Below are 13,922 nucleotides of genomic sequence, written 5' to 3' on the forward strand. Positions count from 1 at the left end.
ATGGCTTTTTCAATTCACAAAACTCAATGATTAAGAACTTCGCGCTAAAAAGTTTGAACAAAAAACTCTAAGCTATAAATTCTAAGTTCTAAGCTCTCTTTAAGCATTATAAATCGCTTCGAAATTTTCGATAAGCAATTCGCGTTAAAATAGCGCAGGCGACAAATGTGAAAATGCTGAGTCCAAGCGAAGCAAAGTCGATTGAAAAATAGCGTTCGGCGAAGAATTGAAATAAAATAAAAATGGCGAAGAAAAAAAGAAGCGAAATTTGATTTGCTGCGCGGGTCGTTTTCACAGAGAGCGAAACGAAAAGCGCAATCGACGAAAAAAGAATCGTCATGCAAAATCCCGCCCAAACGGATTTTATCCAAAATGAGAATGCATTTCCCGAAAGCATTCCCGCAAAAATCGTCTCGGAAAGCAGCAAGAAAAAGAGCGGAATTGGAATTAACGCCAGCAATTTTCCGTAAAAAATGAAAGATGAATTTCCCGGAAGAAGCTGCAAAAGTTCGAGAGAGCCGCGTTCACGTTCCCCCGCAAAACTATCCGAAGCAAGCGGCACCGCCATCGGCGAAAGCAAGAGCGCACAAAGAAGCATCGTAAACGGAATCGTCTCGGACGAAGCATTTTCGAGAATGAAAAATTGCGAACAAATTAACAGAAACGGAGGAAAGAAAAAAGGCAACAGAAATTTGGGCTCGCGAAGAATTTGCCGCAGTTCGTGACGCATTACATGAAAAATAATTTTCATTTTACACGCTGCCTTTTTCTCGTTGAATGCATTGACGGTAAAAATTTTCAAGCGGAGTCCGCGCTTTTTCGATGTGCAAAATTTCTTCGGGCGAAATGCCTTCGCACTGCATTTTTTTGCAGAAACTTTCAGCCGATTCCCCCGCTGGAATTTTCACGCAGACATTCATTTCGTCCGAGCAAAGTTCTTCTCTTTTTTTGTGTGCGAGCAATTTTCCGCGGAAAAGGATTCCAAAAGAATCCGCAAAATTTTCCATTTCCGAAAGGATGTGCGAACTCACGATTAGCGTGCCGCCGCATTCCCTTTTCCATTCGCCGAGTAAATTCCAAACCGCTTCGCGCGATTCTGGGTCGAGATTGGCGACGGGTTCATCGAGAAGGAGCAACTGCGGACGCGGTAAAAGCGCCCGCAAAATTTGCACCTTTTGCCGCATTCCCATCGAGAGAGTTCCCATTTTTTGCGAAAGATTGACAAGTCCGAGCGCAGAAGCGAGATGCGTCATCTGCGATTTGACTTCGGAATTTTTCATCGCATAAAATGCTGCGAAAAATTGCAAATATTCTGCTATCGAAAGCCGCGGATAAATTCCCGGATTTTCTAAAAGAATTCCGCATTGAGAAAGGTCTAAAAGTCCATTTGATAATTGCAAAGGCGGCGCAATTTCAACGCATCCTTGCTTTGCCAAAAGTCGTCCGCAAAGAATTCGCAAAAGAGTCGTTTTTCCCGCACCATTCGGCCCGAGTAACGCAAACGATTCTCCGCGAGAAATGGAAAAATCCACGTCATCTAAAACGAGTGGCGCAGACGCTGCATAAGCAAAACTCAAATGCAAAAAATGAAGAAGCACGAGAACAATTTAAATTCGGAATACAAAAGTTAAAATGAAAAATAGAGAGAATGGCGCGCTTTGCGCGCGAATACGAGAAATGCGCGCCTACGGCGCGCAAACGAATCCAACAAATACAAAAAACTCCTCCGTCGCGGAGGAGTTTTGAAATCGCAATTTGAAAATGCCGATTAGTTTTCGTTGTTCTGCATTTCCATCGTTTCGCGGTCCATCGTGTGCGTCAAGTATTCCTTGAAGTTACGGTCGATGTTCACGCCATCAAATTCTGCTGCATCAGCGTCCAAGACGAAGACTGCGCTCGGGTTATCCAACCAACCGACAACGTCAACGCCCTCGAGACTCATCGACTTGTCGCCTTCGGCTTTTGCCACATATTCCACAGCGCCTTTGCCGACCCAACCTTGGCCGCAAGAACCTTTCACGAGAACGTATTCGCCTTCGTCTTTCACAATGCGAAGTTCATCGGAGAAGCCAGCGGTGCAAACCACATCGGAACCGCCTTTGGTCTTCGTTAAATCAATATCGCCGCGCTTTGATTTAACAGACTTCGGAGCCGCCATCGCAGCGACAACCATCAAAGCAAGAAGGCAGAACAAAATTTTCTTAGTCATTTCTCATCCTCTTAGGGTGAAATCCCTTTTCGAATCTTTAACCCAAATATATCCTTTATTTTTCAAAAATGGTATGGATTTTTTCTTTTTTCTCGTTTTTTTACCTTGAACCGGCAAAATTGGCGAAATTTTCCCATTTTCGATGACGAGGAAGCCGAGAAAATTCGGCGGGCAGCTCCTAAAGACTCTTCCTAATTATAATTTTGAGGTATGAAAAAATTTTTCCTCACCTTTGTAATTCTCGTTATCCTTGCGACTGCAGCACTTTATTTTGCAAAAAAGCAAATTGACGCCCCGAATCAAGTCCGCAAATGGACGACGGTTCAAGTCGCAAGCGGAGCGACTCCCGTTAAAATCGGAAATGCTTTGGCCGAAAAAGGACTCGTTTCGAGTTCCAAGCTTTTTTCTTGGTGGTGCAGAATTCAAAAAGTGCAATTAAAAGCGGGCTGGTACGATGTGCCGCCCGCGATGAGCATTGCAAAACTCGCCGAAATTTTGAGTTCTGGGAAGACAGCAACCCGCAAAGTGACAATTCCCGAAGGCCGCGCTTCTTGGGAAATGCCCGCGTATTTTCGAAAAGCAATTCCCGATTTTGATTCGACAAAATGGGAAGCTATCGTCCACGACCCGCAGTTTGCAAAAGAACTCGGTTTAGAATCCGATAATTTAGAGGGCTATTTGCTCCCCGAAACTTACTCCATCGAATTCGGTGCCACCGAAAAAGATATCGCGCGTCAAATGGTCAAGGCGAATTTAAAACTCAAAAAAGAAATGCAGGCGTTACAAAGTCCGCTGTGGAATGAACTCGGTGGCTGGCACAAAGTGCTGACTCTCGCAAGCGTCGTCGAAGAAGAAACCGGAAAAACCGACGAGCGCAATTTAATCGCAGGCGTTTTCGTCAACCGTCTTCGAATCGGAATGCCTCTCGGCGCTGACCCTACGGTGCGGTTCATCTTCCGCAATTTAACCGGGCCGATTTACAAAAGTCAATTACAAAGCGATAGCCCCTATAATACAAGGCGTTTCAAAGGTCTTATGCCCGGGCCGATTTCAAATCCGGGACGCAAAGCAATCGAAGCTGCACTGCACCCGACGAATACAAAAGCGCTTTATTTTGTCGCCAAAGACGACGGTTCGGGAACGCACTTCTTTTCGAATTCTCTTTCGGAACACAATCAATTTAAATCGACCGCAGCTCAGAACAGAAAGCGTTCGCAATAATTGACGCCGCACCTCGAGGTGACTGCGCTCTAAAAATCTTACGGCAAAAAAATCATCGCAAAATAGCGTTGAAAATTTTGTCATTTTTCGTCATTTTGAAATGCTATCTTATAGGCAAAGGAAATTGAGAAATGCAAAACGAAATCGAAAATTTGAACTCTCTCGTCAGCGAAATCGCAAAGCTTTTGGCAGAACGCGGCGAAACGCTTTCCACAGCAGAATCGTGCACCGGTGGCATGATTGCGAGTTCGATTGTGAATGTTTCGGGCGCAAGTTCTTTCTTTAAAGGCGGCGCGTGCACTTATTGGAACGAAGCCAAGCACAATATCCTCGGCGTTCCGCAGCGAATTTTGGATAAATATACCGAAGTCAGCGAAGAAACCGCATTGGCGATGGCAGAAGGTGCGCGTCAAATTTACAATACCGATTGGGCGGTTTCTACAACGGGAGTCGCTGGGCCAAATGGCGGCACGCCGGGAAAACCTGTCGGCTTTGTTTGGATGGGAGTCGCATCGAATTGTAAAAAAATAGCCCTGAATGTAAAATTTTCAGGAAATCGGGAAGAAATTCGTGAAAAAACCGTCTTTAAAGTACTGACTTTGCTGCGAAATGCAATTTTTGAAGAAAATGAACAAAAAAGCACTTGCACAAAAGTTCAGTAATTTATATATTTAACAACAAAAAACTCATTTGGAGAATAAACAAAATGGCAAAGAAAACTGCAGCAACACTCAACAAGCCCCTTTCCGGTGAAAAAGCAAAAGCCGTCGAAGCAGCGATTGCACAAATCGAAAAGAATTTCGGTAAGGGTTCGATTATGACTTTGGGCGGTCAACCCGAACAGAATATTCCGGTGATTCCATCGGGCTGCATTCAGTTGGATATGGCTCTCGGTGTGGGAGGTTTCCCGCGCGGACGTATCATCGAAATTTACGGTCCGGAATCTTCGGGTAAAACAACCCTTTCTCTGCATGCGATTGCCGAAGCGCAAAAGCAAGGCGGAGTTGCCGCATTCATCGATGCAGAACACGCTTTTGACCCGGTTTATGCGCGTCATTTGGGAATTAACATCGATCAGCTTCTCGTTTCGCAGCCGGACACAGGCGAACAAGCGTTGGATATTGCAGAAACATTGGTGCGTTCGGGAGCAATCGACATTATCGTCGTGGACTCGGTTGCAGCACTCGTTCCACAAGCAGAAATCAACGGAGAAATGGGCGATAACCATGTGGGCTTGCAAGCGCGCTTGATGTCGCAAGCTCTCCGCAAACTCACCGGCATCCTTTCGAAGTCAAATACTTGTATGATTTTCATCAACCAGTTGCGTATGAAAATCGGCGTGATGTTTGGCAACCCCGAAACGACAACCGGCGGAAACGCATTGAAGTTCTACGCATCGCAGCGGATTGATATTCGTCGCATCGCCCAAATCAAAAACGGCGAAGATGTGATTGGTAACCGCACTCGCGTGAAAATTGTGAAGAACAAAGTCGCAGCTCCGTTTACCCAATGCGAATTTGACATTCTCTATGGGCAAGGCATTTCCCGTGAAGCGAGCATTCTCGATCTCGGCGTGGAACTGGATGTGATTGAAAAGAGCGGCTCTTGGTTTTCCTATAACGGAGAACGCATCGGCCAAGGTCGTGAAAGTGCACGTCTCTTCCTCAAGAGCAATCCGGAAATTTGCAGCGAAATTGAAACGAAGATTCGCGAAAAAATGAAAGATGTGAAAATGTTTGACATCTCCGAAGATGAAGCGCTTGCTGCTGACGATACTCTCGAAACAAGCGAACTTCCTCCTGCTGAAGAAGAAGCTTAACTCTTCCTGTTGATAACAAAAAGTCCTTTTTCTTTTCCAACCTGGCATCGGTTTCGCCATATTCCAATGCCCCGCGAAAGGGAAAAGGACTTTTTTCAATTTTTGGGAAAAGAGCATTCATTTCACATAATCGTTTGTCATTTCCAATTTTTAAAGGTACACCCTATTTCCCGTATTCGCAATGAAATGGCTGTTCGGAATTGTATCATTTATTACAACAAGACGAAACGCATTGAAAAAATCGAATCCGAAAAAGATGGCAAAAATACATTGACCACGTTTACCTACGATGCAAACAACCATTTAAAGAAAATGGTTGTATCCGTCATGGTAAATGGAGTTGAAAGCGTTGTGGCAACAGAGTTCTTGCGCTTGCAAAAATCAGATAAAGTGACGGATTCTTTATTTGAGTTTTAATTAAAATTTTACCCAGCTAAAAAATAGCCGGAGCGCAAAACTTAAAATTCAAATTATTGATTCAACGACAATTATTTTTTTTGCAATTTCTAAGCTCCGCAGAATTTATCCGTATTTTTTTTCGGGCGATAATAAATTCTAATTTATACTTGTGATTCGATTTTTGTGCATTTTATTGGTGACGATGTCTGTTGAGATCGTCGCAGAAGAATGTCCGCAACTGCTCGTGGACTCGGCTGCGATCATTTCCATTGAAGGGCGATTTGTAAACCGCGAACATTCCCGCGTTCACGTGGATATTATGTGGCAACATGAACCGCTTTCTGCAGATACTTTTGACATTTCACTTCCCCATTCCGCATTCCGCTATGTTTCGGCTCCGCAATTTCGTTATGTCGAAATCAAGCCCGAAAATATTCGGCGGCAAATGGCAATGCACCATTTAAAAGAATTCATTGGCGAAACGCCTCTCAAGTGGGATGATTTTGAACTTCTCGCCCGCGGATCATTTCTTTGCCCCGATAGTTTACACCGCGATTCGACAATTCTTTACACCGCCATTTCGCAAACTTGGTTTACTCTCAATGTGGAAAAGTCTCAGCCCGATTCCATTCGGATGAACGGACCTGCCGGTGAAAAAAGGAAAATTTTCATTCATTCGTGGAAGTCTTACGACGGAATTTTTCTCCCTGCGATTCTCGATATTCAAGGCAGCAATTATTCGGGTTCTCTTTGGATTCGCACTGCAAAACGCGTGCCCGCGAAACAAAATTTCACGCCCGAAGAAAAGTCCGCGAAAGAAGAAAAATCATTCCTTTGGAACTGGTCGAATGCCGAATCCGAAGTTCCGCTGATATTGCAAATGCACTAAGAATTGCTGCGAAACTTTTCCGCTGTAAAAGCGCTCTTTTTCTCGCATCCAAAATCCGCCCATCAGCGTTAATTTATTCGGACTTGTATCGCCCCAACGAAGCGAAGGTCCGAGAAGTCCAATCGTATAACTCAGCGGTTCTTTGAGATACGAGCCGTCCGACGAGCGCGAACTTCCGGTATTATACTGATTCAAATGACATGCTAGCGCCCAATGCTCGGAGAAAGGAATGTAAGCGTAAGCAACGAGATCGATGATAAAATCGCGGCTAAAAACGGGAATGTTTCGGCGGTAATCAAAACTTTTCCCTTCGAATTGCGTGCTGATATCGACGAGAGTAAAATGCACCCCGAGCCCGAGCAGCCCGTCCGAGCCCATCGCATATTCCAAGTCAAAGAAGAACGCAAAATTTTGCATCAAATCAACGGCAGCGTCACTCGTATAAACGCGATCCGAAATCCAATCTGCATTCCACGAATCGGCGATGCTTCCGTTTTTCAAATTGCTCGAAAGAGTCATCTCGACATTGGAATTGAAATAAGTATAATGCTCGTAAATAAATCGGGCTTCGACTTGCGGATTCATTTTAAACGGGCGTCCGCCAATGCCCAATCGAAATCCCCCGTAAAAAGGAGAAACTTCCATATCCATTGAAAAACGCAAAAATGCTGCATCGGGATCGAGAAAATTTCCATAAGGCAAATCGCGCAGCGGTTCAATCCAGTTAAACGATGCTGTCGCCGTTCCCTGATTCATCCACTGTCCCCAAACAATCGGCGTATTTCCCGAAAGAATCATATTCAAATTCGGGCCATATTGTAACCGATACAGTCCGTTCATATCAAAAATATCTGCCAAAGACGCACTCGCAAGCAGCGAAACGCCAAAGGCAATTTTTTGGAACAGACGAAATTTCATCAAATAAAAATTAAAAACTTTCTTGAATGCAATCGACGAAAATTTGCATTATTTCCGATGAAGATGGCACAATTTTTTAAGAAGCATAAAAAAAGGAATTTCGTTGTTCTTTAATCCGCTTTCCTGCCGTTCTTATCGCAAAACCTACCCATTTACTTTTGCAAGTCGCATTTCTTTTCTAAATTGCGCTCCGATGGATTCATTTACCACAGTCCAGCTTCCGAGGGAAATTACACCCAAGGACATCGGCACAATTCAAAAGAGCTGCGCCCGCATTCTTGCGCGCGGTGATTTGCGCTTAGACGGTTCTGCGGTCGCATCGCTGGATTTTTTTGGAAAAACTCTTCTCGCTGACATTGCAATCGCTGCAGAATCGAGCGGGAGAAAATGCGTTCTCCGCGGATTTTCGTCCGAATTACGCGAAGAACTTTCCAAATTAACCATCAATCATGTGCCGAAAAAAGATGAAACTCTCAAAATGGGATTCGTCGAAAAGCTCGGCGATTTCGGATTTTTTATTTTAAAAGGTTTCCGCGATTTCAGTTATCTTTTGAGCGAATGCCTTTATTGGACTCTCTTTAAGCCGTTTGATAAAAACCGCATTCCTTTTCACGGAACTGCATTGCAAATGTTACGGCTCGGCGCGGACGCGAGCGGAATCGTTTTCTTGCTCGTTTTTCTCATCGCTTTTTCGCTCGCCTTTCAAAGTTCCAATATGTTGAACGCAGTTGGCGGCGGTTCTTTCCTCGCGGGCGGTCTCGGCTTTTTGATGTTTGCAGAAATCGGTCCGCTTTTAAGTTCGATTATTTTGGCGGGACGTTCCGGCAGTTCGATTACCGCAGAAATTTCGAGCATGACTGTCGCCGAAGAAATCAAAGCGCTCAAAACGATGGGCATTCAACCGATTCAATTTTTGGTACTTCCCCGCTTCAAAGCGTTGAGCGTCACCGTTCCGATTCTTTCTTTTTGCTCGTCGATTTTCGGATGCCTTTCCGGTTTAATCGTTGCAGATTTAGTCTGCCAAATTTCACCATATAATTATATTCTTTCGTTAAAAGACGGCATTGATGTCATCTTGATTTTTAAAAGCATGATTAAATCCGTCGTCTTCGGCTGGATTATCGCACTCGTCGCTGCGCAAAAAGGTTTAAATGTCCGCGGCGGTGCCGATGCCGTCGGACGCGCGACAACTTCTTGCGTGGTGACTTCGATTTCGGGAATCATCATCGCTGACGCCATTTTCTCTTTCATTTATTACTGATATGTCCGCAGTTCTCGAAGTCAAACATTTACGCGCCGGTTATGGTCAACGAGTCATCTTAAAAGATGTTTCGTTTTCGGTTCAGCCCCGCGAAATTCGGATGATCCTCGGCGAATCCGGCTGCGGAAAATCCACGCTTTTAAATAACATTCTCAAATTGGAACACGCGATTTCCGGTTCGCTCGCTTTTTTCGGCGAAGAAATTCCGACGAAAGAACCGATTCCCGATTACATCCGCCGCAGAACGGGCGTGCTTTTTCAAGGCGGCGCTTTGCTTACCAATTTGACCGTTGCCGAAAATGTGGAATTGCCTTTGCGTCGCAGTTATCCGAAACTCGCACAAAAAACCTTGGACGAAATCGCCGCAGACCGTTTAGAAAAAGTGCATTTGCTTAATGCATTTTACAAATTTCCTTCGGAGCTTTCGGGCGGTATGCGGAAACGCGCAGCGCTCGCGCGGGCGATTGCATTTGAACCCGAGCTTCTTTTCTGCGATGAACCGTCGGCGGGACTTGACCCCGTTACATCGCGTTCTTTGGACGAATTGCTTCTCGAACTCCGCGATACTCTCGGCGTTTCTGTCGTCATCGTTTCGCACGAACTCGAAAGCATTAAGACGATTACCGATAAATTTATTTATCTGAAAAATGGCGAAATTTTAATGGACGATACTCTCGAAAATGGAATGGCATCGGACATTCCTGCGATTCACGATTTTTTTGCCCGCGAACATCATAAAGCTGAAACGAATAAACGATTCGTTCACTTTCAATTTGAGGACTAGCAAAGTTTTATGGATACCACAAGAACAGAACGCATCCGCCTCGGCATCTTTCTTTTGATTTGCTTAGGAGCTGCAGTCGGATTCACCGTTTTCATCGCCGAGCAACAACTCGCCGACAAAAAAACGGAATATTATACGGTGTTTCACGAATCGGTCATCGGACTTTCCATCGATGCAAAAGTTTTACTCAACGGCATCGAAGTCGGTAACGTTACCCAAATTCATATCGATAGCACAAACCTCGGCAATGTCGTCGTGCGCTTTAATGTGAAAGAAGGAACACCCATCAAAACGGGAACGCGGACGCGGATGACTCACGGAATTTCACTCACGGGATTAAAAGATCTCGTCCTTTCGGGCGGTGAAGTTTCCGAAGCGGATATTCCCGCGGGCGGTTATGTGCAAGCCGGTGACAATATGCTCGCCAAAATTTCGGACAAAGCCGAAGAAACTTTTGACCGCGTCGCAGTCATCATGGATCAACTTTCGAAAATCCTTTCCGAAGACAATGCGAATCACATTTCCAATACTTTGAAAAATTTGGAATCGATGAGCGCAAACGCAAATAAAATCACCCGCGAAATTCAATCGCCGATGAAAGAAATCGAAGCGTCCGCGCAATCGCTGCATCAAACTCTCGACGATTTGAATAAAGCCGAAATCGCTAAAAAAATTGAAGACGATTTGGTCTTAATCCAAGCGAAGATGCAAGAATTAGACGTCAAATCCATCAACGAAAATACGGTTTCTGCGCTCAAGTCGGTAAGCGATATGACGAAACGCGCCGATATGGTTCTGTATAACAATCAAGATCGCCTTTCCGAAGTTTTGGATCAATTAAATGCTGTGCTTTCCAATCTTTCTGTCTTCTCGCAAAAGATTAAGCAAAATCCGTCGGCGCTTATCCGCGAATCCAAACAAACGGGCCGTTAATTTTATTGAGGACGCAAAATGAAGCATTTTATTCTCACTCTCAGTTTTCTTTCGTTACTCGCCCTTTCTGCGTGCTCCACCACCTCGGTGCAAACGCGTTATTATACTCTTGCTGCCGATGCCCAAGCAAAATCTTCGACAGCGACCGAATTCAGTTTAGTCGTCAAAAAATTCTCCGCCGATCCCGCGTATGCGCATTCGAATATCGTCTATCGCGAATCGCCCTACGATTTTATGTCGTATAATAACGATCTTTGGGCAACTTCTCCCGAATATCAAATCACCAATGTCGTCGCCGAAAATATCAAACAAAGCGGACTCTTTCAAAAAGTAGAAGTCCGCGCCTCGGCCATTCCCGATTACGAACTTTCGGGTTTTGTTTCTGCGATTGAAGAAGTCGATTTGGATTCTTCCGATCGTTACGCCCGCGTCGCGTTAGAGCTCACTTTCCGCGATGTGCAAAAAGATTCCGTTCTATGGAAAAAATCCTACGACGAAAAAGAAGCACTCGCAGGAAACGAACCGAGGGAAATTGCCAAAGCAGCGTCCAAACTCGTGAACCGTTACACCCAAGAAGCAATCGATGCGATGAGTTCTGCAATCGCCCGCTGAAAAATTTCTCGTGCAAACTTTCCGAAACATTTGTGACAAGAAACAAAAATTTATTTATCTTACAATCGCTAAAAGCGTAACCTCTTCAGGAGCGATTATGAAATTTTACAGGTTCATCGCACTCGGACTCGCAGTTCTTGCCTTTTCGGCGTGCAACAGCCGCTATTCTTCGTCGGTTCTCGTCGAACGCGGCGTCGAACAATATGAACGCGAATATTTTGCGACAAAAGAAAGTATGGGCATCGAAAAGCGCCTCAAAGATATCTTCTTGCAAGGCTACATCGAAGAAGGCATGACCCAAGAAATGGTGAACCTTCTTTGGGGACCTCCCGATCGCGAAATGCAAGACGGCTTCCTTTGGGAATACTTGACCCGCGATGGTCAACTCATCACTCGCCTCAAATGGAAAGAACCGGAAACCGCTCGCCTCAAAGGCTACGAACACGAACTCATTTTGGATAAAATTGAAGGCGACCGCTACGGCGGATCTGCTCCTCCGAAAAAGAGTTTAGAATCGGCTTATTAAGAAGCATTTTCAAAAAGCGCCGCCCCCAAGGTGACGCTTTTTTTCTACATTTGGTTTGGAATTTATTCTAACAATCCTACGAAGGAGTTAAACATTATGCGTCAGTACATTATTGCTGGTAACTGGAAGATGAACAAGACCGTGAGCGAAAGCGTCCAACTCGCAAGCGACATCGTCGCTGCAGTCAAAGACGTGAAGAAGACCGAAGTGGTCATCGCTCCGACTTACCTCGCCGCAGCAAAAGTTGCCGATGTCATCAAGGGTTCGAACGTGAAGCTCGCCATCCAAGACATTCATTGGAAGGATCAGGGCGCATTCACCGGTAAAGTTTCCGTAGACATGGTGAAGGAAATCGGCGCTGATTACATTATCATCGGCCACTCCGAACAGCGTCAATATTTCCACGAAACAGACGAAACCGTGAACCTCAAGGTGAAGAAGACTCTCGCCGCTGGTATCAAGGTGATCATCTGCATCGGTGAAACTCTCGAACAGCGCGAAACTGGCGTTCTCAAAGAAGTTCTCGGCCTCCAGATCAAGGGCGCACTCGCAGGCGTTTCCGCTGAAGACGCAGACAAGAACGTCGTCCTCGCTTACGAACCGGTTTGGGCGATCGGCACCGGCAAAACCGCTACCGACGAACAAGCAGAAGAAGTCCACGCTTACATCCGTTCTCTCATCAAGGAAATCTACGGCGAAAAGATTGCCGAAGATATGCGCATCCAATACGGTGGATCGATGAAGGGTGCAAACGCTGCAGGTCTTCTCGCTCAGAAGGATATCGACGGCGGTCTTATCGGTGGTGCAGGCCTCAAGGCTGATACCTTCAAGGCAATCATCGACGCAGCCGAAGCCAAGTAATCTCAGCTGAAGGAATCAAAATGTCAACACTCTTTTGGGTCGGAATCGTAATCCACATCTTCCTCTGCCTTTTCTTGATTCTGTTGATTCTTCTTCAGAACGATAAGATGGGCGGTCTCGCAGGCCTCGGCGGAATGACTTCGCAATCTGCATTCTCCACTGCAGGTGCGGCAACGTTCGTTCAGAAGCTCACGAGAGTCGTCGGCATCATTTACTTGGTGCTGGTCTTTGCCCTCGGGTACATGACCATTCAGGAAGATCGCTCGGTCAAGGCAACCTCGTCGCTCAAGCAGTCTGCAGAACAATCTGCAACTGCGGCTCCGCAGATTCCTGCAACCGCGATTCCCGCAGCACCTGCCGCCGAAGTTCCGGCAGCAGAACTCCCCGCTGCCCAGTAATCATTCCGATTAGAATTGCAACAAAAGGTTCTGCGAAAGCGGAGCCTTTTGCGTTATAGAACGAAAATCAATCCAGAACACCAAATAGGATTTCTGAAAAAATCGCTTTTCGAAAAAAAAAGTGATTTTTTTTGCCTTACCCCTTGACAAGGCTTGACGGATTATCTATATTAGGGCGCGTAATCAAGTTAACCACGCGGTCGTGGTGGAATTGGTAGACACGCTAGCTTGAGGTGCTAGTGCGGGCAACCGCTTGACAGTTCAAGTCTGTCCGACCGCATCAGAGTTCGGTTTTGAAAGAGACCGAACTCTTTGCTTTTAAAGCGGAAATTGAAGAGAGCTCATTTGTATTTTGAGAACTCAATTAACCTTTGCTATTTTCAATATCAATTTCTAAAATTTTTCTATGTCAAATTTTTTCAGAATCAATTATACATCAGATTGCTTGATGGCTGAATGAATTTGTTCAAATTTTTTCTTTAGTTCTTTATAACTCGCTGAATTTTCTTTTTTGAAATTTTCTAATTCTTCTGCACAAGGATTTGGCGGCATTCTTTTTAGATTAAAGATGTCTAATTTTTGTTTTAAAAAATTCAGATATTCATTTAATTTGCAAAATCGCATATCATTCTCTTTTAAAACATTCTTTTTCGCATTCGCTAAGTAATTTTTCCTCTGCGATTCAGAAATTTTCCGATCATCTTTTTGATTTTTGCTGATTAAAGCGGGGAGTTGTTTATTGTATTCCGTGAGCAATGTTGCCACAGAAACGGTGTCTCATTCCTTCAGTTTTTTCTCACTGCCCACGATTTCGTTATATATCTCAATACAAGTCATTTTACTCGTTTGGCTCTGTTAGCCATCATGGTTGTTGACATCTATCGTGAATATAGATTTTATTCTGAAAAAGAGGAAATACGCCTTCAAAAAAACATGGACATACGCCGGAAATACGTAGGAATCGCCCGCAGGGTACGCTCAACGCAAAATCGCCCGGCGGCGGCATCGGGCTTGCGTGGATGACGTCCGGATTCGGGGCCGGATACGGGTTCTAGGCGGCCCGCAGGAGCGGGAGGGCCGGGCGGGACCAGA

General features: G+C 45.1%; 17 protein-coding genes and 1 tRNA gene. 13 read left to right on the forward strand and 5 right to left on the reverse strand.

The features are described 5' to 3' along the window. Positions 1 to 106: 106 nt before the first annotated feature. From B0H50_RS08360 to B0H50_RS08370, 3 genes are all read right to left on the reverse strand, one after another. Entirely contained in the window at positions 107 to 751 is a 645-nt protein-coding gene (locus B0H50_RS08360; protein ID WP_109587554.1) for an ABC transporter permease subunit, read from the reverse strand. Between the two features lies 1 nt (position 752). After that, positions 753 to 1,598, reverse strand: coding sequence for an ABC transporter ATP-binding protein (locus B0H50_RS08365; RefSeq protein WP_158256502.1), 846 nt, complete (start codon positions 1,596 to 1,598; stop codon positions 753 to 755). A gap of 170 nt (positions 1,599 to 1,768) precedes the next feature. After that, positions 1,769 to 2,209 (reverse strand): hypothetical protein, encoded by a 441-nt coding sequence (locus tag B0H50_RS08370; protein ID WP_106198986.1) that lies wholly within the window; start codon positions 2,207 to 2,209, stop codon positions 1,769 to 1,771. Between the two features lie 210 nt (positions 2,210 to 2,419). On the opposite strand from B0H50_RS08370, the gene mltG reads away from it, so the two are divergent. The 5 genes from mltG (at position 2,420) to B0H50_RS08395 (ending at position 6,537) form a co-directional block, all read left to right on the forward strand. Next, positions 2,420 to 3,430 carry an endolytic transglycosylase MltG gene (mltG, locus tag B0H50_RS08375; protein WP_109587555.1) on the forward strand — a complete coding sequence of 337 codons (1,011 nt, stop codon included), beginning with the start codon at positions 2,420 to 2,422 and terminating at the stop codon, positions 3,428 to 3,430. Positions 3,431 to 3,561: 131 nt separating this feature from the next. Then, complete coding sequence (locus B0H50_RS08380) at positions 3,562 to 4,092, forward strand: CinA family protein (protein ID WP_106198984.1); 531 nt, start codon at positions 3,562 to 3,564, stop codon at positions 4,090 to 4,092. Between the two features lie 44 nt (positions 4,093 to 4,136). Then, positions 4,137 to 5,249, forward strand: coding sequence for a recombinase RecA (gene recA, locus B0H50_RS08385; protein ID WP_106198983.1), 1,113 nt, complete (start codon positions 4,137 to 4,139; stop codon positions 5,247 to 5,249). Between the two features lie 186 nt (positions 5,250 to 5,435). Beyond that, positions 5,436 to 5,666 (forward strand): hypothetical protein, encoded by a 231-nt coding sequence (locus B0H50_RS08390; RefSeq protein ID WP_106198982.1) that lies wholly within the window; start codon positions 5,436 to 5,438, stop codon positions 5,664 to 5,666. A gap of 151 nt (positions 5,667 to 5,817) precedes the next feature. Then, on the forward strand, positions 5,818 to 6,537 hold the full coding sequence (locus B0H50_RS08395; protein ID WP_109587556.1) for a hypothetical protein: 720 nt from the start codon (positions 5,818 to 5,820) through the stop codon (positions 6,535 to 6,537). On the opposite strand, the gene B0H50_RS08400 is transcribed toward B0H50_RS08395, so the two are convergent. Beyond that, the gene (locus B0H50_RS08400) at positions 6,475 to 7,455 is read right to left on the reverse strand and encodes a hypothetical protein (RefSeq protein WP_109587557.1); all 981 of its coding nucleotides are present in this window, start codon (positions 7,453 to 7,455) and stop codon (positions 6,475 to 6,477) included. The genes B0H50_RS08395 and B0H50_RS08400 overlap by 63 nt on opposite strands. Before the next feature lie 193 nt (positions 7,456 to 7,648). Here B0H50_RS08400 and B0H50_RS08405 point away from each other — a divergent pair, with 193 nt between their 5' ends. The 8 genes from B0H50_RS08405 to B0H50_RS08440 all read left to right on the forward strand — a co-directional run bounded on the left by B0H50_RS08405 (position 7,649) and on the right by B0H50_RS08440 (position 13,110). Then, positions 7,649 to 8,716: an ABC transporter permease gene (locus tag B0H50_RS08405; RefSeq protein WP_146129195.1), complete on the forward strand. Its 1,068-nt coding sequence runs from the start codon at positions 7,649 to 7,651 to the stop codon at positions 8,714 to 8,716. Between the two features lies 1 nt (position 8,717). Next, a complete protein-coding gene (locus tag B0H50_RS08410) occupies positions 8,718 to 9,500 on the forward strand; it encodes an ABC transporter ATP-binding protein (protein WP_106198978.1) in 783 nt (260 codons plus the stop codon). A 9-nt stretch (positions 9,501 to 9,509) separates the two neighbouring features. Next, positions 9,510 to 10,433, forward strand: coding sequence for an MlaD family protein (locus B0H50_RS08415; RefSeq protein WP_106198977.1), 924 nt, complete (start codon positions 9,510 to 9,512; stop codon positions 10,431 to 10,433). An 18-nt stretch (positions 10,434 to 10,451) separates the two neighbouring features. Further along, positions 10,452 to 11,045, forward strand: coding sequence for an ABC-type transport auxiliary lipoprotein family protein (locus B0H50_RS08420; RefSeq protein ID WP_106198976.1), 594 nt, complete (start codon positions 10,452 to 10,454; stop codon positions 11,043 to 11,045). 97 nt (positions 11,046 to 11,142) lie between these two features. Continuing rightward, the gene (locus B0H50_RS08425) at positions 11,143 to 11,571 is read left to right on the forward strand and encodes a hypothetical protein (RefSeq protein WP_106199020.1); all 429 of its coding nucleotides are present in this window, start codon (positions 11,143 to 11,145) and stop codon (positions 11,569 to 11,571) included. Positions 11,572 to 11,667: 96 nt separating this feature from the next. Then, positions 11,668 to 12,432, forward strand: coding sequence for a triose-phosphate isomerase (gene tpiA / locus B0H50_RS08430; protein ID WP_106199019.1), 765 nt, complete (start codon positions 11,668 to 11,670; stop codon positions 12,430 to 12,432). A gap of 20 nt (positions 12,433 to 12,452) precedes the next feature. Beyond that, complete coding sequence (gene secG / locus B0H50_RS08435) at positions 12,453 to 12,830, forward strand: preprotein translocase subunit SecG (RefSeq protein ID WP_106198975.1); 378 nt, start codon at positions 12,453 to 12,455, stop codon at positions 12,828 to 12,830. A gap of 196 nt (positions 12,831 to 13,026) precedes the next feature. Continuing rightward, positions 13,027 to 13,110 (forward strand) — tRNA-Leu (locus tag B0H50_RS08440). Between the two features lie 149 nt (positions 13,111 to 13,259). On the opposite strand, the gene B0H50_RS08445 is transcribed toward B0H50_RS08440, so the two are convergent. After that, positions 13,260 to 13,595, reverse strand: coding sequence for a hypothetical protein (locus tag B0H50_RS08445; RefSeq protein ID WP_106198974.1), 336 nt, complete (start codon positions 13,593 to 13,595; stop codon positions 13,260 to 13,262). Positions 13,596 to 13,922 lie beyond the last annotated feature (327 nt).

The sequence above is a fragment of the Hallerella porci genome, assembly GCF_003148885.1.
In the GTDB taxonomy this organism is placed as follows: Bacteria; Fibrobacterota; Fibrobacteria; order Fibrobacterales; family Fibrobacteraceae; genus Hallerella; species Hallerella porci.

What these genes read in the sequence shown, in the direction of transcription:
- B0H50_RS08360 (WP_109587554.1), bottom strand. Translation starts at nt 751, where the DNA reads ATGAAAATTATTTTTCATGTAATGCGTCACGAACTGCGGCAAATTCTT.
- B0H50_RS08370 (WP_106198986.1), bottom strand. Translation starts at nt 2,209, where the DNA reads ATGACTAAGAAAATTTTGTTCTGCCTTCTTGCTTTGATGGTTGTCGCT.
- mltG (WP_109587555.1), top strand. Translation starts at nt 2,420, where the DNA reads ATGAAAAAATTTTTCCTCACCTTTGTAATTCTCGTTATCCTTGCGACT.
- B0H50_RS08380 (WP_106198984.1), top strand. Translation starts at nt 3,562, where the DNA reads ATGCAAAACGAAATCGAAAATTTGAACTCTCTCGTCAGCGAAATCGCA.
- recA (WP_106198983.1), top strand. Translation starts at nt 4,137, where the DNA reads ATGGCAAAGAAAACTGCAGCAACACTCAACAAGCCCCTTTCCGGTGAA.
- B0H50_RS08390 (WP_106198982.1), top strand. Translation starts at nt 5,436, where the DNA reads ATGGCTGTTCGGAATTGTATCATTTATTACAACAAGACGAAACGCATT.
- B0H50_RS08400 (WP_109587557.1), bottom strand. Translation starts at nt 7,455, where the DNA reads ATGAAATTTCGTCTGTTCCAAAAAATTGCCTTTGGCGTTTCGCTGCTT.
- B0H50_RS08405 (WP_146129195.1), top strand. Translation starts at nt 7,649, where the DNA reads ATGGATTCATTTACCACAGTCCAGCTTCCGAGGGAAATTACACCCAAG.
- B0H50_RS08410 (WP_106198978.1), top strand. Translation starts at nt 8,718, where the DNA reads ATGTCCGCAGTTCTCGAAGTCAAACATTTACGCGCCGGTTATGGTCAA.
- B0H50_RS08415 (WP_106198977.1), top strand. Translation starts at nt 9,510, where the DNA reads ATGGATACCACAAGAACAGAACGCATCCGCCTCGGCATCTTTCTTTTG.
- B0H50_RS08420 (WP_106198976.1), top strand. Translation starts at nt 10,452, where the DNA reads ATGAAGCATTTTATTCTCACTCTCAGTTTTCTTTCGTTACTCGCCCTT.
- B0H50_RS08425 (WP_106199020.1), top strand. Translation starts at nt 11,143, where the DNA reads ATGAAATTTTACAGGTTCATCGCACTCGGACTCGCAGTTCTTGCCTTT.
- tpiA (WP_106199019.1), top strand. Translation starts at nt 11,668, where the DNA reads ATGCGTCAGTACATTATTGCTGGTAACTGGAAGATGAACAAGACCGTG.
- secG (WP_106198975.1), top strand. Translation starts at nt 12,453, where the DNA reads ATGTCAACACTCTTTTGGGTCGGAATCGTAATCCACATCTTCCTCTGC.